This is a genomic window from Amycolatopsis benzoatilytica AK 16/65 (assembly GCF_000383915.1).
In the GTDB taxonomy this organism is placed as follows: domain Bacteria; phylum Actinomycetota; class Actinomycetes; order Mycobacteriales; family Pseudonocardiaceae; genus Amycolatopsis; species Amycolatopsis benzoatilytica.
This window is the reverse complement of record NZ_KB912942.1, coordinates 4769949-4789395: the sequence shown is the minus strand read 5'-3', so window position 1 is coordinate 4789395 and position 19447 is coordinate 4769949. Positions and strand designations below refer to the sequence as shown.

Sequence of the window (19447 nt, the reverse complement as noted above, 5' to 3'; positions counted from 1 at the left end):
TCCCTTCACGGCCTTGGCGCGGAAGCGGGAGTCAGCCGCGCTGGTAGAAACCGTCGATCCGACCGCGAGCCAGGACGTTGCCCGCGGCGGCCAGCACGTCGCGCGGCTTGGCGGCGTCCAGTGCGGCGGCGCTCTGTCCCAAGGCGACCGGTGTCGCCAGGGCGAAGAGCTGGAACACGTACCGATGCGGGCCGTGGCTCTTCGGCGGCTCGGGTCCGAAATAGCCACGGCCGCGGCTGGAACGCAGGATGTGCACGCCCCCAGCGGGGTTGTCGGCGTCGAGCGCTCCCGCCGCCAGACCGGTCACCGCGGCGTCGAGCAAAGCCACGCAGTGCACGAACGGCGTGGGCATGGGCGCGTCCGGGTCTTCGATGACCAGCAGCAGCTGTGCGGTGTCCGCTGGTGCCGGGGACCAAGTCAACGCGGGGGACAGGTTCCGGCCGCCGGCTCGCACCGAGGCGTGCACGGCCGGGATCGCGCCCTCGCCGGCGAAGTCCGGACTGTTCAGTGTCAGTGTCCGTGCGCTGGCCAGTTTCGCCGAGTTCCAGGCGAGACCGGCTTGCCCGGTCTGCCGCGCGGAGTCGTGCGCCGTCATGTGCCTGTCCTGGGCGAACCGGAACTGTCGTGGTCGTGGCGCAGCCGGGCGAGCTCGTCGCCCGCGCTGCGCTGGGAGCGTTCGATGAATCGCAGCAGTGACTCCAGTTCGTCCAAGCGGAAGATCGTGAGGTCGTCGCGGGTGCGGGCGGTGAGCCCGTCGTAGTAGGCCGCGATGCGGGCCAGTCCGTCGGCGGTCGGTTCGATCAGCACCCGCCGCCGGTCCCGCGGATCGGCGGTCCGCTTGATGCAGCCGGCGGCGTCGAGCCGATCGATCATCCGGGACACCGACCCCGGCGTCAGGCCGATCTGCCCGACCAGTTCGGCCGCGGTGGCGGGACCGCCCCGGTTCAACGCGTGCAGGCAGTCCAGGTCGCTGGCGGCGACCCCGATCCGCTCGGCGACCAGCCGGTTGAGCTGCGAGATGGCGTTGACCCAGCTCGGCAGCGCGGCCAGTACCCGGGCCTCCGCCTCGCGGCGGGTGGTACGCCCCATCGGTTCCCCTCCCTCGACGTTGCCGTGGTCAGCTCAGCCAGCATTAGTGTGTCACACAATTATTGTGTAACACAACTAGTGTGTGACACACCTTTGTGGAACGCCGGGCCGAGGGCGGGGCGGCAATGCGCCCGCTCAGTAGCGGAACACCGCGGCGACCGGTCCGTGGCCGGGGATGTCCGCGGAGGGGACCGCGTAGACGGTTCCGTCGGTCCGGAGGGTGCGGACCGCGGCGGATTCGAGCCCGTCGCCGTCGGGACCGGGCGGCGTGTCGGGCACGAACAGGGCTTCGACGCGGCCGGCTTCGGCGGCTGCGACGACATCGCGGACGTCATCGGATGCCAGGCCGGTACCGGCGAGTTTCGCGTAGCGAGCGGCGGCGTCGTCCCGGCCGCGGTTGGCGACCGGCTCGGCCAGCGTCCACGCGTGCGGGTGCAACTGCGCCGGCGGCACGCGGTCCGGACTGCCGGCGATCCCGGCCTCCAGAACGTGCGAATAGCGGGTGATCTCGCGGTACGCCGCGCGGATGTGCCCGACCCCGGCCAGCACGAGCGGGCAGTTCTGCTGTGCCAGGACCGCGTCGACGGCGTGGCTCACCGCCTGCAGGTACCGGTCGAGCCGTTCCTTCTGAAGTTCGCCGCCGATTCCTTTCCCGTGCATCACCGCGCCCGCTTTGGCCCCGACCTTGCCGCCCAGGTGCTGACCTCGCTGCTGCACCGTGTCGTCGTAACGCAGCGCGTCCGCGACGCCTTCCGGCAGGCCGGGCACCTCGACCTCGTCCATGCCGGACCGGCAGCCCCGATAGAGATGTGCTTCGTTCTCGCTCAGGGCGAGCACGAAGAAGCTGGCGTCCCCGCTGAGCAGAGGGAGCAGCGGATACACGTGGAACCGGTCGGCGACCACGACCAGCCCGGGGAAGGACAGCCGCACCCGGTACGCACGCCACCAGCCGGCACGGAGAAACACAGCGAGCCCGTCGCGACGGTCCCGCCAGAAGCGCTCGTCCTCGACGAGAACGTGCGCGGGCTGGAGGATGTCCTGTGCCGCCGGCCGCCGCACCCCCGCTCGCAACAGCTCGGCCTGGGCGCGGCGGATCGCGTTGCTCAGCTCGAGGGAGTCCTGCTGTGTCTCCGGATCGGTCCGGTGAGTGGGCAGGTACAGCGATACCGACGGTGATCCCTGCTGCTGGAGCAGCGTGTCAAGGTCCTGCTGGGAGAACGAGTCCATGTCGGCTCCCTTCGCGTGCGTTGGTGGTGCGGACTCCCGAACCGTCCGCGCCTGCCGGCCGGTGCCGACAGAGGCGAAAGTCCCGCGTTGCCAGGAGCAAGCAAGCAGCGGACGGACGTTGGTCCTGCTCGGCGAGGACGCCGGGCTGTCCGGCGCCCGCGGGCAGGAATCGAGGACTTTCGACCCCTGACAGCGCGCGCGGTTCGCGCGACGCTGATATCGCCGGGGAAACCCGGTGACCCGCCCGAGGTACTGGATTGGTTGCCGAGGCTCTCGAGCCTGGATTGACCCATCGTCGCAAGACGGGGAATCCGCCCTCGGGTGGGCCCTTTTTCGTGCCCGGCCCGCGATCCGCGGGCCGGCGCGCGGTGCGACGGCCGTCGGTCACGGTTCTTCGGGACCCGGCGTGATGAGCCCGTAATGCCCGTCGTAACGGTGATAGAGCACCGCTCCGCGACCCCGGTCCGAGTCGAGGAAGAACAGGAACGGCAGGTCCAGCAGGCCGAGCCGGGTGACCGCTTCGTCGGTCGACAGCAGCGGGGCCGGCTGTTCGCTGATGGTGACGGGAAGCTGGAACGGGGCAAGTTCGTGCGCTCCGGGCGGGGTCAGTTGCGCGAGCCGGTAGCCGGTGTCGCCGGCGCGGTAGAGCACGCTGTCCCGGCCGGTGCCGGACTCGGTGAACAGGTGGAAGTCGTAGTCCAGCAGCCCCATGTCGCGGGCGGCGTCGTCGATCGTGCAATGCACCGGGGTGTAGGACTTGTGCCGCACGATCTCTCGTTCGCCTTCCAGCCGCGGATACCAGTGCGGCCGGTGGGCAGGCTCGGATTCGTGCCGCCACTCGTGCGGTTCCGCCGAGGGCTGCCCGCCGCGCCGGGCCTCCCAGTGCTGGGCGATCCGTTCCAGGCGGTGCCGCAGCCGTTCCTCGAGCCGGTCGACGGCCTCCCGTGCGTTCTCGCCTTCGGCTTGAGCGCGCACCAGCCGCCCGTTGACGTCGATGTTCGCCTGGGCGACCACCGGGCGAGGCACCGCCGGGTCGCCGTGCCGGGTCACTCTGACCCGCGCGGACAGCACCGGGCGATGCGCCAGGCGAAGCAGGTTCCCGATCTTGTCCTGGGCGTACTCGGACGTGCCCGGCAGCACGCGCTCGTCGACCGCGATCCGGATGTCGGCGGGAGTGAAAGTTGCCATGCTCCCGTGGTACGGCGGTGAGGCGGGCGTCGGCCAGGGCCGGAGGACCCCCGTTCGGAGGCCAGGAAGGGACCTTAGGCTCTGCCGTCGGGACAGACCCTGGCGGTGCCGGACAATGGGGACATCCAGCCGCCTCCGCCGTTCGCGCCGCAGGCTGGCGGGATCGCTGCCCCGGTCGGTTTCAACGCGACGTTCGCGGCTTTTTGGCGGTCCCTCCTGCGGTGCCTTTCGGCGTCCCGGCCGGACGATCCGCCGCGGGGGGTGCGGTGCTGGCGCGAACGACGAGTTCGCTCGGGACGGCGAGCGAGGTCGTGGCCAGCGGGTCGGCGCCGGTGATTTCGGCGAGCAAGCCGGCGACCGCGCGGCGGCCGATCTCCTCGAAGGACTGGCGGACCGTGGTGAGCGGCGGCCAGAAGTAGGCCGACTCGCTCGTGTCGTCGTACCCGACCACGCTGACGTCGCCGGGGACGGACCGGCCCTTTTCGTGGAGCGCGCGCAGCAGCCCGAGCGCCATCTGGTCGTTCGCCGCGAACACCGCGGTGACCGCGGGGTCGGCGGCCAGCGCCAAGCCGTGTTCGTAGCCCGAGCGCGACGACCAGTCGCCGGCCAGCACCGGGGGGACCGGAGAGCCGGCGGCTTCGAGCGTTGTCCGCCACGCCTTCCGGCGGCGTTCGGCGGCGTAGGACTCGGGCGGGCCGGTCAGGTGGTGGACCGTCCGGTGGCCGAGGCCGAGCAGATGGCGGGTCGCGGCGGCGGCTCCCGCTTCCTGGTCGGCGTCCACCAGCGGATAGTCCCGGCGGCCGCTGGAACCGATGACCACGACCGGGAGTCCGTGCGGGAGTTCGAGATCGCTTTCGTCGAGCTCGTGGCGTTCGATGAGGATGATGATGCCGTCGACCGCTTGCTCGTCGAGGCGGCTGAAAGCGCCGGAGACCTCGTGCTGGCTGGGCTGCGCGACCGGCATCAGCACGATCGAGAATCCCTCGGCGCTGACCGCGGACGCGACGGCGTCGAGGGTGCGGTTGTTGCCGACGGCCAGCAGGTCGGAGATGATCACGCCGATGCTGCGGAACCGGCCGTTGCGCAGCGCCCGGGCGGCGCTGTTGGGCCGGTAGCCGACGCGGCGCATCGCCTCGAGCACTCGCTCCCTGGTGGCGTCGTCGACGTTGGTCTTCCCGTTGGCCACCCGGGACACCGTCTGGCCGGACACTCCAGCGGCCTCGGCCACGTCGGCCATCGACGGACCGCGTCCTCCGCCGCGACGGGCGGGTTCGGCGGGCGGCGGGGCGGGGGACTGCCGGACCACGGTTGCGCTCCCTCGGCTGCTGGACATGTTTACGTCAACACGTTACCCTTCGCCGCACGATGTTGACGTGAACATCGGCACCGGGTCGCCGATTCGATCAAGAATTTCTCCGGAGGGCAACGATGTCCGCAGCCGTTCCTGTCGCCGCCGCGGCCCCGCGCCCGGCACCGCGGGCCCGGTCCGGCGCGCGATGGCGCGGGTGGTTGTTCGTGGGCCCCTTCCTGCTGGTGTTCGCCCTGGTGTTCCTGGCTCCGATCGGCTACGCGGTCGGCCTCAGTCTCTTTCGCGACCAGGCGTTCTTCGGCGGGACGACGTTCGTCGGGGCCGGCAACTACGCCGAAGTCCTGACGGACCCCAAGTTCTGGGAGTCCTTCCGCCGCGTGCTGGTGTTCCTCGCCGTGCAGGTGCCGGTGATGCTGCTGCTCGCGCTCGTCGCGGCGCTGGCGATCGACAGCGCGCGGCTGCACGCGGCGGGTTTCTTCCGGATCGTGATCTTCCTGCCGTACGCGGTCCCTGCCGTCGTGGCCACGCTGATGTGGGGCTTCATGTACGGCGACCATTTCGGCCTCGCCGCCGACCTCAACCACCTGCTGGGCGGCGACGTGGTGAAACCGTTGTCGGGCAACTGGATGCTCGCGTCCATCGGGAACGTCGTCACCTGGGAGTTCACCGGGTACAACATGCTGATCTTCTACTCCGCGCTGAAGGTCGTCCCGGCCGAGCTGTACGAGGCCGCGGCGATCGACGGCGCCGGGGCGTTCCGCACCATCCTGAGCGTGAAACTGCCCGCGCTGCGCGGGGCGCTCGTGATCGCCGCCATCTTCTCGATCATCGGCAGCTTCCAGCTGTTCAACGAGCCGAACATCATGCGCAACCTCGCGCCGAACGTGATCGGCACTTACTACACGCCGAACATGTATGCCTACAACCTTTCCTTCGGCGGCCAGCAGTACAACTACTCCGCCACCGTGGCGATCGTGATGGGCGTGATCACCGCGGTGATCGCCTATGTCGTGCAGTTGCGCGGCAGCCGAAAGGGGATGTGAAGTGGGCGCCCCGGTTTCCTTCCTCCGTCCGCGAAAGTCGCGGACGCTCACCGCGGTCATGGCCTTGTTCTTGCTCTACACCCTGATTCCGCTGGCCTGGCTCGTGATCAACGCGACCAAAACCCAGAGCGCGTTGTTCACCACCTCGGGGCTGTCGTTCGGCGGGCCGTTCTCGCTGTTCGACAACATCGGCCAGACGTTTACCTACGACAACGGGATTTTCCTGCGCTGGCTGGGAAACACGCTGCTGTACGTTGTCGTCGGCGCGGGCGGCGCGACGATCCTCGCCACCGCGGCGGGCTACGGCCTGGCCAAGTACCGCTTTCCCGGCCGGCGCGCGGTGTTCGCCGTCGTCCTCGGCGCGGTCGCGGTCCCCGGCACCGCGCTCGCGGTGCCGACCTTCCTGCTGTTCAGCAAGCTCGGGCTGACCAACACTCCGCTGGCGGTCATCATCCCGTCGCTGATCAGCCCGTTCGGGCTCTACCTGATCTGGGTCTACGCCGCCGACGCGATACCCGACGAACTGCTGGAAGCGGCCCGGATCGACGGCGCCGGCGAGCTGCGCATCTTCTTCACCGTGACCCTGCGCCAGCTCGTTCCCGGGATCGTCACCGTCGCGCTGTTCACGATGGTGTCCACCTGGAACAACTACTTCCTTCCGCTGATCATGCTCAGCGAACCGAAGTGGTACCCGTTGACGGTCGGGCTCAACCAGTGGAGCGCACAGGCGAACGGGGCCGGTGCGCAGCCGATCTTCCACCTGGTGCTCACCGGATCTCTGCTCACCATTATTCCGCTGGTCCTCGCTTTCCTGCTGATGCAACGGTTCTGGCAATCCGGGCTGAGCGCGGGCAGCGTCAAACAATGACCGCCACCGTCGTGAAAGGACATTCGATGTCACGTTTCCTCAGGCGCAGCAAGGTCGCTGCCGTCGTCGCGCTCGCCGCGGTGCTGGCGGTCGGGTGTTCGTCCGGCTCCGGGTCCGCGCAGGTCGCCGGAAACCAGGACGGGGTCGACGCCGCGCTGAAGGCGGGCGGCACGATCACCTACTGGAGCTGGACGCCCTCGGCGCCGCAGCAGGTCGCCGCGTTCGAGAAGGAATATCCGAACGTCAAGGTCAACTACGTCAACGCGGGCACGAACAAGGACGAGTACACGAAGCTGCAGAACGCGATCAAGGCCGGTTCCGGCGGCCCGGACGTCGCGCAGATCGAGTACTACGCCCTGCCGCAGTTCGCGCTGACCGATTCGCTCGTGAATCTCGACCAGTACGGCTTCGGCGGGTTCGAGAAGGACTACACGCCCTCGACCTGGTCCGGTGTGCGCATCGGCGGCGGGCTGTACGCGCTCCCGCAGGATTCCGGGCCGATGGCGTTGTTCTACAACAAAGAGGTCTTCGAAAAGTACGGCATCTCGGTGCCGAAGACCTGGGACGAGTACGTGGCCGCGGCCAAGAAACTGCACGCCGCCGACCCCGCCAAATTCCTGACCTCCGACACCGGTGACCCCGGGTTCACCACCAGCATGATCTGGCAGGCCGGCGGGCGCCCGTTCAGCACCGACGGCCGGAACGTGAAGATCAACCTGGCCGACGCGGGCAGCCGGAAGTGGACCGCGGTCTGGAACCAGCTGGTCGAGGGCAAGCAGCTGGCCTCGATCAAGGAATGGTCCGACGACTGGTTCCGCGCGCTCGGCGACGGCACCATCGCCTCCCTGGTGAGCGGCGCGTGGATGGCCGGGAACTTCGAGAGTTCGGTTCCCGGCGGCGCCGGGAAGTGGGCGGTGGCGCCGATCCCGACCTACGACGGGCAGCCGCTGACCTCGGAGAACGGCGGCAGCGCCGAGGCGGTGCTGAAGGGGAGCAAGAACCCGGCGCTCGCCGCGGGGTTCCTGCGCTGGCTCAACCACGGCAACGGGGTCAAGCCGTTCCTCGCGAGCGGCGGATTCCCGGCTACCACGGCCGACTTGAACTCGCCGGCCTTCCTCGGCCAGTCCGTGCAGTACTTCGGCGGGCAGAAGATCAACCAGGTGCTGACGGAGGCGTCCAAGCACGTCGCGAAGGGCTGGAGCTACCTGCCCTACCAGACTTACGCCAACAGCATCTTCAACGACACCGTCGGCAAGGTCTACCTCAGCGGCGGCGGGCTCGATTCCGGACTGGCCGGCTGGCAGAAGGCGCTGGTGGACTACGGCAACCAGCAGGGCTTCACTGTCAACGCGGGGTGAACGGGTGCGCAGCAAGATCGAAGCCGACGTCACCGAGACGATCGGCCAGGTCCCGCGGCGGCTGTTCGGTTCCTTCGCCGAGCATCTGGGCCGGGTCGTGTACACCGGCATCCACGAACCGGGACACTCCACTTCGGACAGTCGCGGGTTCCGGGGAGACGTACTGGAGCTGGTGCGCGAGCTCGGCCCGACGGTGCTCCGCTATCCCGGCGGGAACTTCGTGTCGACCTACCGGTGGGAGGACGGGGTGGGGCCGGTCGGCGAGCGCCCGGTCCGGCTCGACCCCGCCTGGCACAGCGTGGAGACCAACCAGTTCGGGCTGCACGAGTTCGCCGAGTGGGCGCAGGCCGCCGGGGCGGAAATCATGTACGCGCTCAACCTCGGCACTCGCGGAATCCAGGAGGCCGCCGACCTGCTGGAGTACTGCAACCATCCCGGCGGGACGGCGCTGAGCGAGCGGCGCCGGGCCAACGGAGCCGACCAGCCGTTCGGCATCCGCTTGTGGTGCCTCGGCAACGAGATGGACGGGCCGTGGCAGCCCGGGCACAAGACGGCCGAGGAGTACGGCCGTCTCGCCGCCGAGACGGCGCGGCTGATGCGGATGATCGACCCCGGCGTCGAACTCGTCGTCGCGGGCAGCTCCAATCCGGAGATGCCGACGTTCGGTTCCTGGGAACGCACCGTCTTGCACCACACGGCGGACCTGGTGGACCACATCTCGCTGCACGCGTACTACCAGGAGCAGGACGGGGACGTCGACAGCTACCTCGCCAGCGCGTCCGGCCTGGACGGCTACGTCCGCACCACCGCGGGAATCATCGACGAGGTGCTCGCGGAACGCGGCCTGGACAAGAAGATCGGCATCAGCATCGACGAGTGGAACGTCTGGGACCAGCGCCTCTGGAACGAGACCGACCAACCCCGGCTGCTCGCCGGGCCCTGGCAGCGGCATCCGCGGCTCATCGAGGACACCTACACTGTCACCGATGCCGTTGTCGTCGGCTCGTTGCTGAGTTCCCTGCTGCGCAACGTCGATCGGGTCAGCGTCGCGAACCTGGCCCAGCTGGTGAACGCCATCGCGCCGATCCGCACCGAACCGGGCGGCCCGGCTTGGCGGCAGACGACGTTCCACCCGTTCCGCCTCGTCGCCGGTCTCGCCCGTGGCGCGAGCCTGCGCCTGGCCGTCACCGGTGACACCGTCGACACCGCCCAGTACGGCCGGGTGGACGTCGTCGACGCCGCGGCCACCGTCGACGACGGCGGCCGGTGCGCGCTCTTCCTCGCGAACCGCTCGCTGGCTTCGGCCACTGATCTCCAGGTCCGGATCCGCGGCGCCCGGCTGGTGCCGCGGGAATCCTCGACCATCGCCCCGGGGGCGGGACAGGACCGGCACACCGCGAACTCCGCGGACGCGGAACCGGTCCGGCCAGTGCCGCTGCCGCGCTTCACGACGAACCACGACCCGGAAGGAACGACCGTGACGGCCACCCTCCCGCCGCTGTCCTGGACCGCGCTCGCCTTCGATCCGGCCGGCGGCCGCGATGCCTGAATTCGCGATCGGGGACACCGACTTCCTCTTGGACGGCAAGCCGTTCCGCATTCTTTCCGGTGCGTTGCACTACTTCCGGGTGCATCCCGCGCAGTGGGCCGACCGGATCGAGAAGGCTCGCTTGATGGGTCTCAACACCATCGAAACCTACGTTCCGTGGAACGCCCATTCTCCCGAGCCGGGCCGGTTCGACTGCACCGGCGGACTGGACCTGGACCGGTTTCTCCGCCAGATCGCCGACGCCGGGATGCACGCGATCGTCCGGCCCGGACCGTACATCTGCGCCGAATGGGACAACGGCGGCCTGCCCGCCTGGCTGCTGCGCGACCCCGAACTGCGGGTGCGGCAACGAGAACCCCGCTATCTCGCCGCCGTGCGCGAGTACCTCGACAACGTCTACCGGATCGTGGCGCCGCATCAGATCGGCCGCGGCGGACCGGTGATCCTGGTCCAGGTGGAAAACGAATACGGTGCTTACGGAAAAGACAAGGAATACCTCGCTGAACTGGTTCGGCACACGCGTGCCGCGGGTATCACCGTACCGCTGACCACAGTGGACCAGCCGACGCCGGAAATGCTCGAGAACGGCGGTCTCGACGGCGTGCACCGCACCGCCTCTTTCGGCTCGAACTCGGCCGAACGGCTGGAGACGCTGCGCGCGCACCAGCCCACCGGGCCGCTCATGTGCAGCGAGTTCTGGAACGGCTGGTTCGACCACTGGGGCGCGCACCACCACACCACTCCGGTCGAGCAGGCCGCCGCAGACCTCGACGCGCTGCTGGCCGCGGGCGCGTCGGTGAACCTCTACATGTTCCACGGCGGCACCAACTTCGGTCTCACCAACGGCGCCAACGACAAGGGTGTCTACCAGCCGCTCGTCACCTCCTACGACTACGACGCTCCGCTCGACGAAGCCGGTCACGCCACCGAGAAGTACTACGCGTTCCGCGACGTCATTTCCCGGCACTGCAAGGTCCCCGACGCGGTACCCGCGCCGGCGGTGCCCGCGCCGGCCCTGCGGGCACCGCTGCGCGACCCGGTCTGGCTGCTCGAAGAGCCGGCTCGCTGGGGAATCTGGCGAGCACACGACCGGCTGCCGACCTTCGACGAGCTCACCCCGGCCCCGCGGCTGGCGCTGCTGCGCGGCCAGATCCCGGGAACCGAGCCGGGAATCCTGGCCTTCGGCGAAGTACGCGACCGCGCCACGGTGTTCCTGGACGGCGTCCTCGTCGGCACTCTGCTGCGGGAACACCACGACCGTGCGGTCCCGCTGCCCGGCGGCGGAGAGCTGCTGGTGCTCGTCGAGGACCTGGGCCGGGTCAACTACGGCCCCCGCATCGGCGAACCGAAGGGCATCATCGGCGGCGCCGAGTTCGACGGTCGTCCGTTGTCCGGCTGGGAGGTGCTGCCGATCGACCTCGACGGCGTTCCCGGGCTGTTCGGCGAACCCGGCGGCATACCGGCGGACGGTCCGCTGGCGGGGCCGGTCGCGGTACGCGCCGAGTTCGAAGCGGAAGAGCCGGCGGACCTTTTCCTTGACACCGGCGACTGGGGCAAGGGAATGGCCTGGGTCAACGGTTTCCTGCTCGGCCGGTATTGGCGACGGGGGCCGCAACGGACGCTCTACGTTCCCGGTCCGGTGGTCCGGGCGGGCCGCAACGAGCTGGTCGTGCTGGAGCTGGACACACTGCTGCGGCCGGAGGCGAAATTCGTTCCCGAGCCGTCGCTCGGCCACACCGAGGCCTGACCCTGACTTGCTGAGCACGCGGGACAACGGCAGCGACGCCGCTCGCCTGGCCGGAACTGGCCGGGGTTACGTCGGCCACGCCCGCGAGCGCGGGCCGCATTCTCGTTCAGGGAGCGGCGAGGCCGATAGGCAGCGTTGCCGCGACGCCCTCGGCGTGCCGGCCGTCGAGGCGGTCCACCGCCAGCCCCCAGTCGCCGGCCAGGCGGGTCAGCTCGCGGGCCGCGTGCTCGAGCGCGGCAGGGCCGGCTGCCGCGAGCCGGACGGTCGCGACGGTGCTGATGGGCGCGGTCGCGGTCGGGCGGTGAGCGGTGACCGCGACCGTGACCGCCGCGCGGGGGACGCTGGCGAGCAGCCAGCGCAGGAGCTGAGGGGCGACCGCTGGCGACAGCTCTGCCCACCCGTCGAGCCGGAACGTCGCCTGCGCGATCGGTCCGCTGTGCCAGTACCGCCAGTCTTCCCGCACCTGGCCGCGTCCCGCGTTGACGTGGGCCAGCGAAGCCAGCGCGCCCAGCAGCTCGGCTTCGGTCAGGCCGCGTGCGGGCAGCCCGTCGCGGCGGAGCCGGCGCAGCACCCGCCGGACCGCGTTGCCCAGCGCCCGCTGGACGTCGGCGTCGTGCTGGACCTCGACGGTGCGCAGCGCTTGCAGTGCGAGCCATACCCGAGGCGGGCGGTCCCTCGCGATGCCGGCGTGGTGGACGACCTGTGCCGCGACCGCCTCGGTCTGTTCGTGCGGGGGAGGGAGCAGGGCTTCCGGAGCGGGCATGGCCTTCGTCAGGTCCCGCTCGGCCGATTTCGGTTGCAGCACCACGGTGATCCCGGCCGCACGGCTGAGCAGGAAGCCGGTGTCGCAGTCCGTCCCGGTCGCACCGGGCGAGAGCAGGCGCAAGAGCCCGCGGCCCGCTTCGGCCGGTCCGCGCAGGTCGCCGGCCCGGTTCCGCGACAGGTAGTCCGCGCCGACCACGAGCCATTCGGACAGCCACCGGCCGTGTACCCGGACCGCGGTCAGGGCCACCACCACGGCGGCCGGCACGGCGACGGCGGCGAGCATCGGCCACGACCGGGTCGCGGCGAGCGCGAGCGCGACCAGGACGAGCTGCCAGCAGACGATTCGCCCGGTGCCGATGGTGCGCTGCTTTCCGGCGGCACGGCGGCGCACCGGCGGCGGGGGAGTCCGCGGCGGGGCTGGCGCAGGCGCGGACGCCGGGGCCGGGACCTCGAACGATGGTTGCCGCGCCGCGGACAACGCGGCGAGAGCGACTTCGCGGGCCGCCGCGCGGGCCGCCGCGTCCGCACCGGGCAGCGCGCCGAACCCGGCCGTCTGCACGGCGGTTCGCTGCACGGACGGTGGCGCGGGCGCAGCGCGGTGCGCGTTCGCCCGGGCCGCGCCGAGATCCGTCATCGTCTCCTCCTCCTGCCGTCGCGGGCCAGCTTCGCGGGCGGACCTGAGGTTTCGATGACATCGGTCCGTTTCATCGAAATTTCATGATCGGGCCCTAACGTCGCGGCCATGTATGCCTTGATCGCGCTCTCGTGCGGCCGTTCGACGTGACCGAAGAGGGCACCGAGAAGCACCGTCGCGGGCTGGGCGCCGCCGTGCGGGCCCGGCTGGTGATCGCCTTCCTGGCGGCCGGATGCCTCACGCTGATCGGGGTGGCTGTCGCCGGCCGTGCGCCGATGCCGTCGGACCTGGAATACGTCCAGGCCGGCCATTGGGTGTACAGCGATTCGCTCCAGTCGGCGCTGCACGTCGACGGCGGCGCGGGCCAGGTCGACGCGCAGGCGAGCTTGCCCGCCGGGCCGGGCAGCCAAGTCGTGCAAGGCGGCCGGTCCGGCTACGTCGTCGACCGGTCGCGGATCACCATCTTCGACAAGTCGACACTGGGCGTCGAGAACGCGATCACGCCGCCCGCCGCCGAAACGCCCGTGGCGCTGGAGGTCTCGGGCGGCCCGTACCTGGTGTACCGCAACGCGGGCCGGATCGTCCGGCTCGGCGACCCGGTGGCCACCGTTTCCGCCGGCGGCCCGTTGACCACTCCCGTCGCGACCAGCGACGGAACCCTGTGGGTGCACCGGATCGACACCGGCGCGGTGTGCGAGCTGCCGCGCGGCGCCACCACCCCGACCTGCCCGGCGCAGCTGCCCGCCGGGCACAGCGGGCTGCTCGCCCTCGCCGACGACCGCCCGGTGCTGCTGGACGTCACCGCGGACACGCTGAGCCCGGTGAGCAAGGACGGGCTCGGCGACCCGGTCGCGATCGGCGTCAAACTGCCCGCCACCGCGCAGGTGGCCAACAACGCGGTGGACGGACGGCTGGCGGTCGCCGACCCGGACCGCAACCAGCTGCACCTGATCGACACCACCGAACTGGGCAAGGACCGCCCGGCCGCCCGCCCGGTTTCGGTCGACTTGCCCAAGGACGGCCGGTTCAGCGGCCCGGTCGCCACCTCGCACGTCGTCGCGCTGGTCGACGAGACCCGCAACGAAGTCCGGACCTACGACAGCCACGGCGGCCTCAAGAACACCAAGAAGGTCCCTGGCGGCACTGGGCGGCCGCGGCTGTCGCACGGCCAGGACGACCGCCTTTACGTCGACAGCTCGGACGGTTCGCACGTGCTCGTCGTCGACGGCGACAACGGTTCGGTGGCCGACGTGGCCGTCGACGAGCAGGCGCGGCACCAGAACGAGTCTCCGCCGCCGGCCCCGCCGCAGCCGTCCGACACCGGTTCGGCGCCGCCGAGGCCGTCGGCACCTCCCGCGCCGCCTCCGGTCGCGGACGCGACGCCGCCGGGCGCGCCGCGCAACGTCCGGGCCTCCGCCGCCGACGGCGCGGTCAAGGTGACCTGGTCGGCGGCAGCGGACAACGGCGCGCGGATCACCGCATACCACCTGTCCTGGTCCGGCGGATCGACGACGGTCTCCGGCTCGGCCCGGCGCGCGACGCTGAGCGGCCTGGACAACGGCACGTCCTATGTGGTCACTGTGGTCGCCGAGAACTCGGCCGGCCGTGGGCCCGGCGCCAGCGCGCAGGCGGCGACGCCGGGGCAGGCGGCCGACGCGCCGTCGGTCACGCTGACCGCCGGGCAAGGCGGGAAGGTCTCCGCCAGCTGGTCCGAACCGGACCTGCACGGCGCGGACCTGGTGCACTACCTGGTGAGCGCGACCGGCGCCGGGGACCGCCAGGTTTCCGGCACCTCCGCCGAGTTCTCCGGGCTTTCCGGGTCGGTCACGGTCACCGTCCGCGCGGTGACCCGGTACAGCTCGGGCTCCGCGCTCACCGGCAGCGCCGGCCGGAAGACCGTGCAGGTGCCTTCGGGACCGCCGACCGTGAAGATCACCCACGTCCAGGGGCGGGGCGCGCCGTACCAGCAGTTGATCGTGACCGTGATCGCCAACGCCAACGGCGCGCCCGCCAAGTGCACGGCGACCGTGTTCGGCTCGACCACGTCCCCGGTACCGTGCAGCGGCACGACGAACATCACCATTTCGAACGTCTACTGGGCCGGCCAGATCGGGATCGACGTCACCATCACGTCCTCGGAGGGCACCGGCTCGGACCACTACCAGGGCCAGCCCGCGTTCGTGGTCGTGCTCGGGCCGCTGGCGCTGCTCGGCGCCCGTCGCGGCCTCAAGAATTCCGGAAAAACCAAGGCGAAGAAGGAAAAGTGATCCCGACTCCGAAGGCCGCATACGAGCTGATCGCGGACAACGTCCAGGCAGTGGTGCGCGGCAAGCCCGAGGTCGTCCGGCTCGCGGTCGCCGCGCTCTTCGCCGAAGGCCACCTGCTCGTCGAGGACGTGCCGGGCCTGGGCAAGACGACCCTCGCGCGCTGCCTCGCCCGCAGTCTCGGCGCGAGCTGGAACCGCATCCAGTTCACGCCGGACCTGCTGCCCGGCGACATCACCGGCGTGACGGTCTACCACCAGAACACCGAGCGGTTCGAGTTCCACCCCGGCGCGATCTTCGCCAACGTCGTGCTGGCCGACGAGATCAACCGCGGCACGCCGAAGACGCAGGCGGCGCTGCTGGAAGTGATGGCCGAGCGGCGGGTGACGGTCGACGCGGTCGGCCAGGACGTGCCGCGGCCGTTTTTCGTGGTGGCCACGCAGAACCCGATCGAGATGGAGGGCACCTACCGGCTTCCGGAAGCGCAGCTCGACCGGTTCCTGATGCGGCTTTCGGTCGGCTACCCCGATCACGAGTCCGAAATGCGGGTCGTGATGGCGGACTGCGCGGGCGTGACGCCGGACGAGCTGCGGCCGGTGCTCGACGTCAGTGCCGTGCAGGCGCTGATCGCCGAGGTGCGAAAGTCCCACCTGGCCCCGGAGATCGTGTCCTACGCGGTCCGGCTGGCCGCGGCGAGCCGGACTCATCCGGCGGTCCGGTACGGGGCCAGCCCGCGCGGCAGCATCGCGCTGATCCGGGCGGCACAGGCGCTCGCCGCGACCTACGGCCGCGACTTCGTCACGCCGGACGACGTCAAGGACGTCGCGCACCCGGTGCTCGGGCACCGGCTCGTGCTGACCGCGGACGCGGAGCTGAACCAGCGCCGCGCCGCGGACGTCGTGGACGAACTGCTGGCCGAGACGCCGGCACCGGCGGCCGCGGCGGGGCGGTAGCGATGCGGCTCACCCGCCGCGGTGTCTTCGTGCTCGTTTCGGCGATCGTGCTCTACGTCGCGGGCGAGGCCGCCGGGTACGGCTTTTTCCGCGCGCTGGGCGGGATCGCGGCGGGCGCGGTGCTCGTCGCGGTGGCGGTGGTCCGGTTCCGGCCGGAGGTCGAAGTCGACCGGACGGTGCTGCCGGACCGGATCGAACGCGGCGAGCCCGCGCTGGCTTCGCTGACCGTCCGCAACACCGGCACCCGCCGGCACGGCGGGGTCTCGGCCGGCGACCGCATGGGCGAGGAGACGCACGGCGTGCGCGTGCGCCCGCTCGCGCCCGGCGCGGCGGCGACCTACCACTACGAACTGCCCACCAGCCGGCGCGGCCGGATCGAGGTGGGCCCGCTCGTGCTCGACCGGCCCGACCTGTTCGCGCTCGCCCGCGGCGAGCGGGCGGTCGGCGGCACCGCGAGCCTGTGGGTGCATCCGCGGCGGCACGCGGTGCGCCCGGCGCGGGCCGGGTACCCGCGGCACCACTACGACGGGCCGATCACTGACCCGCCGTTGCGCGGCTCGGCGGACCTGCGCGCGGTCCGGCCGTACGCGCTCGGCGACGAAGTCCGGCACCTGCACTGGAAAGCGTCCGCCCGTACCGGGCAGCTGATGGTGCGCGAGTACGCCGATCCGGCGCAGTTGCGGTGCACCGTCCTGCTCGACACCCGGCCCGCCGCGCTGAGCCCGGCCGCGTTCGAGGAGGCCGTCGAGGTCGTGGCGTCGCTGCTGTTCGCATCGGCGACGGCGGGGCAGCACTGCCGGCTGATCACCACGACCGGCACCGATACCCCGGTGGGCAGCGGCCTGCGGGTGGCCCGGGTGGTGCTCGACGAGCTCTGCCTGGTCAGCCAGGACGCGGCGGCCGACGCGCCGCTGCTGCCCGCCGCGCTGGCCGCGAGCCGCCGCCCGGGCGGCGTGGTCGTCGTGGTCACCGGTCCGGACGCCGATCTCGGCACAACCCGGCGCTGGCGTCCGGACACCGTGTTCCGGCTGGGCGCGCGGCAGTCCGCTCCGGCCGCCGGAGCCGGGCAGATCAGCGCCGTCGACGCAGCCGACGCCGCGGCCCGGTGGAACTCCCTGATGACAGGTGCGGCATGACCGCGGGGCTCGCGGCCGACCGGCGCGGCAGGACCGCGGGGCTCGCGGCCGACCGGCGCAAGGGCGAACGAAACGGGCTAGACCGGCTCGCCGTGGCCGGCGTGCTCGGCTCGACCGCCGTCGCGGGACTGTTGTTCGCCCCGGTGTTCGGTCTTCTCGCGCTGCTGGTCCCGGTCCTGCTCGTCGGAGCGCTCGCCTACGCCTGCGCCGAGCTGTGCGCGCGGTGGCCGAAGGCGGTGCCGTACCGGCCGCTTTTGGTACTGGCAGCGGGAATTCTCGGCCTGATCGAAGCGGTGGCGTTTCCGACCACGCTCGCCGGCTTGCCCACCGGGGAGACCTTGGCCGTCCTCGCTCGCGGCGCGACCGAGGGCTGGCTGCTCACCCTGCAGTCCACCTGGCCGGCCCGGCCGGTTCCAGACCAGCTGCTGTTCGTCCCGCTCGCCGTGCTGCTCGCTTCGACGGTCGGGCTGGAAGTGCTGCTGCGGCTGCGAAAGCCGTTCCTCGCGCTGCTGCCGGGCCTGCTCGTCGCCGCGCTTTCTCAGGCGTACCAAGCCTGGTCCGGGCTGGCCGGGGCAGGCGCGGCGGTGCTCTACGCGGCGGTGGCCGCGCTGGCGTTGTGGAATCGTCCCCGCCGGCAGCGGAACGGACCGAAACTGTCGCGGCAGCCGTCGGCGGCGGGCACTTGGCTCGTGGCCTCCACCGTCGTCGCCCTGCTCGCCGGGGCAGCGGTGTTCGGAACGCTCGATCCGGCCGGACGCGACCCGGTCCAGCTCGCCGACCGCCAGGTCGCGCCGCTCTCGCAGCGCGCGATCAGCAACCCTTTGGACCAGATCGGCACCCGGCTCTCGCAGCCCGGTTCGGAAGTCTTCCGCTACCGCGGCGACGCTCCGGTCGACCGCTGGCGACTCGCCGTCCTGGACGGCTTCGACGGTGCCAACTGGTCCACCGACTTGCGGCTGCGCCGGCTCGGGCAGCGCCTCGACGGTGCGTCCGGCGGCACCGCGCACGCCGCAGACGTGCAAGTGACCGGGCTGTCCGGCCCGTGGCTGCCGAGCCAGCCGGTGCCGACCGGCGTGACCGGCGTCGACCCGCTCATCGACCAGACCGCGGGCGTGTTGCTGCTCGACCCGCCCGGCCGGAGCCCGCGGTACCGGCTCACCTGGTCGTCGCCCGACATCGACGCGGCCCGGCTCGAAGGCGCGTCAGTCGACGCGAAGGCGGCCGGCGGTCTCGGCGAGCTCGGCGAGGTGCCGCCGGCCGTCGAGCAGCTGGCCCAGGAAGCGGTGCGCGGCCTGCGCCCGACGTTCCAGTCGGCGTTGCAGCTGGAGCGGTTCCTCAGCACGAATTACCAGGTCGCCGTCGGCACCGACCTGCCGACCGGGCACGGCTGGCCCCAGCTGCAGCGGTTCCTGCTCGACACCCGCTGGGGGACGAGCGAGCAGTTCGCCGCGGCCTACGTGGCGCTTGCCCGGCTGACCGGCATCCCGGCCCGGCTGGCGGTCGGCTTCGCCGGTTCGTCCGAAGTGGACGGCGGCTACCGGGTGGTGCGGAACCGGGACGTGCTGGCCTGGCCCGAGGTGGCCGTCGCCGGCGTCGGATGGGTGCCGCTGGACCCGACCGCCGCCGCGGTGAAGACCGGACAGCAGACCGGCCTCGCGAAGGCGACCGCGCAGGCGCGGCAGCAGCTCCCGCCGCAACAGCAGTTGCAGCCGCCGCAGCTGCCGCCGGGACACCAGGAGGCCGACGGCGCTTCCGCTGCCTCCGGCAGTCCGGTCCGCTGGAGCCTGGCCGCGGCGATCGTCGTGGGGCTGCTGCTGGCCGGCTGGCTGTGCGGAGTGCCGCTGGCGAAACGAATCCGCGCGCGCCGCCGTCGCCGGTCGGCCGGTGCCGACGGCGTCATCGGCGCGTGGGCGGAGGCCCGGGACCGGCTCCGTTCGGACGGCGTCGGCTACCGGGTCGGCATGACCCCGCGCGACCTCGCCGAGCTGGCCGGCGAAGGGGAGCGGGAACCGATCACCCGGCTGGGCAAGGTAGTCGACATGGCACTGTGGTCCGGCGTGCCGGTGACCGACGGCGCCGTGCGGCGGGCCTGGCATGAGGTGGGGGAGTTGCGCCGCAGCCTGGCGACGCGGCCGTGGCCGGCCCGGTTGCGCGCGGCCCTGGACCCGCGCACGCTCCTGCCGCCCGCACGGCGCCGGAGCTGAGCTGTCGCTTCTATGGAGGTCCGTGAGGGGCCCCTTGCCGGACTTGGATTCCCTCATGGGGCCCTTCACGGACCACCAGAGCCGGTTCGGGCAAGCCGAAAACCGTCGCAGGT

The 19447-nt window shown here is 71.5% G+C and carries 15 protein-coding genes; 9 read left to right on the top strand and 6 right to left on the bottom strand.

Annotated features, from left to right (window positions below):
• Positions 1 to 31: 31 nt before the first annotated feature.
• From AMYBE_RS0121945 to AMYBE_RS42125, 5 genes are all read right to left on the bottom strand, one after another.
• Positions 32 to 595 (bottom strand): YbhB/YbcL family Raf kinase inhibitor-like protein, encoded by a 564-nt coding sequence (locus AMYBE_RS0121945; protein ID WP_020661538.1) that lies wholly within the window; start codon positions 593 to 595, stop codon positions 32 to 34.
• The gene (locus AMYBE_RS0121940) at positions 592 to 1089 is read right to left on the bottom strand and encodes a MarR family winged helix-turn-helix transcriptional regulator (RefSeq protein ID WP_020661537.1); all 498 of its coding nucleotides are present in this window, start codon (positions 1087 to 1089) and stop codon (positions 592 to 594) included. The genes AMYBE_RS0121945 and AMYBE_RS0121940 overlap by 4 nt, the downstream gene beginning before the upstream one ends.
• Positions 1090 to 1224: 135 nt before the next feature.
• Positions 1225 to 2316, bottom strand: a complete 1092-nt coding sequence (locus tag AMYBE_RS0121935; RefSeq protein WP_020661536.1) for a baeRF3 domain-containing protein — start codon at positions 2314 to 2316, stop codon at positions 1225 to 1227.
• A 384-nt stretch (positions 2317 to 2700) separates the two neighbouring features.
• The gene (locus AMYBE_RS0121930; protein WP_020661535.1) at positions 2701 to 3504 is read right to left on the bottom strand and encodes a ribosome hibernation promotion factor; all 804 of its coding nucleotides are present in this window, start codon (positions 3502 to 3504) and stop codon (positions 2701 to 2703) included.
• A gap of 181 nt (positions 3505 to 3685) precedes the next feature.
• Positions 3686 to 4741 carry a LacI family DNA-binding transcriptional regulator gene (locus AMYBE_RS42125; protein ID WP_020661534.1) on the bottom strand — a complete coding sequence of 352 codons (1056 nt, stop codon included), beginning with the start codon at positions 4739 to 4741 and terminating at the stop codon, positions 3686 to 3688.
• Positions 4742 to 4932: 191 nt separating this feature from the next.
• On the opposite strand from AMYBE_RS42125, the gene AMYBE_RS0121920 reads away from it, so the two are divergent.
• Genes AMYBE_RS0121920 through AMYBE_RS0121900 form a run of 5 tightly spaced genes read left to right on the top strand, consistent with a single transcriptional unit; the run spans position 4933 to position 11378 of the window.
• Complete coding sequence (locus tag AMYBE_RS0121920; protein WP_020661533.1) at positions 4933 to 5856, top strand: carbohydrate ABC transporter permease; 924 nt, start codon at positions 4933 to 4935, stop codon at positions 5854 to 5856.
• Positions 5857 to 5914: 58 nt separating this feature from the next.
• Positions 5915 to 6724 carry a carbohydrate ABC transporter permease gene (locus AMYBE_RS0121915; RefSeq protein ID WP_051124984.1) on the top strand — a complete coding sequence of 270 codons (810 nt, stop codon included), beginning with the start codon at positions 5915 to 5917 and terminating at the stop codon, positions 6722 to 6724.
• A 26-nt stretch (positions 6725 to 6750) separates the two neighbouring features.
• Entirely contained in the window at positions 6751 to 8082 is a 1332-nt protein-coding gene (locus AMYBE_RS0121910) for an ABC transporter substrate-binding protein (RefSeq protein WP_027927881.1), read from the top strand.
• A 4-nt stretch (positions 8083 to 8086) separates the two neighbouring features.
• On the top strand, positions 8087 to 9631 hold the full coding sequence (gene arfA, locus AMYBE_RS0121905; protein WP_020661530.1) for an arabinosylfuranosidase ArfA: 1545 nt from the start codon (positions 8087 to 8089) through the stop codon (positions 9629 to 9631).
• The gene (locus AMYBE_RS0121900) at positions 9624 to 11378 is read left to right on the top strand and encodes a glycoside hydrolase family 35 protein (protein ID WP_020661529.1); all 1755 of its coding nucleotides are present in this window, start codon (positions 9624 to 9626) and stop codon (positions 11376 to 11378) included. The genes arfA and AMYBE_RS0121900 overlap by 8 nt, the downstream gene beginning before the upstream one ends.
• A 106-nt stretch (positions 11379 to 11484) precedes the next feature.
• Here AMYBE_RS0121900 and AMYBE_RS0121895 read toward each other — a convergent pair whose 3' ends face one another.
• Entirely contained in the window at positions 11485 to 12777 is a 1293-nt protein-coding gene (locus AMYBE_RS0121895; RefSeq protein WP_020661528.1) for a type VII secretion protein EccE, read from the bottom strand.
• 131 nt (positions 12778 to 12908) lie between these two features.
• On the opposite strand from AMYBE_RS0121895, the gene AMYBE_RS0121890 reads away from it, so the two are divergent.
• From AMYBE_RS0121890 to AMYBE_RS42120, 4 genes are read left to right on the top strand one after another with little or no spacing between them, the layout of a single operon-like run.
• A complete protein-coding gene (locus AMYBE_RS0121890) occupies positions 12909 to 15044 on the top strand; it encodes a fibronectin type III domain-containing protein (protein WP_020661527.1) in 2136 nt (711 codons plus the stop codon).
• Positions 15041 to 15994, top strand: a complete 954-nt coding sequence (locus tag AMYBE_RS0121885; protein WP_020661526.1) for an AAA family ATPase — start codon at positions 15041 to 15043, stop codon at positions 15992 to 15994. The genes AMYBE_RS0121890 and AMYBE_RS0121885 overlap by 4 nt, the downstream gene beginning before the upstream one ends.
• Before the next feature lie 2 nt (positions 15995 to 15996).
• Positions 15997 to 17130, top strand: coding sequence for a DUF58 domain-containing protein (locus AMYBE_RS0121880; protein WP_020661525.1), 1134 nt, complete (start codon positions 15997 to 15999; stop codon positions 17128 to 17130).
• On the top strand, positions 17127 to 19334 hold the full coding sequence (locus AMYBE_RS42120; RefSeq protein WP_084470115.1) for a transglutaminase TgpA family protein: 2208 nt from the start codon (positions 17127 to 17129) through the stop codon (positions 19332 to 19334). Before AMYBE_RS0121880 ends, AMYBE_RS42120 begins: the two co-directional genes overlap by 4 nt.
• Positions 19335 to 19447 lie beyond the last annotated feature (113 nt).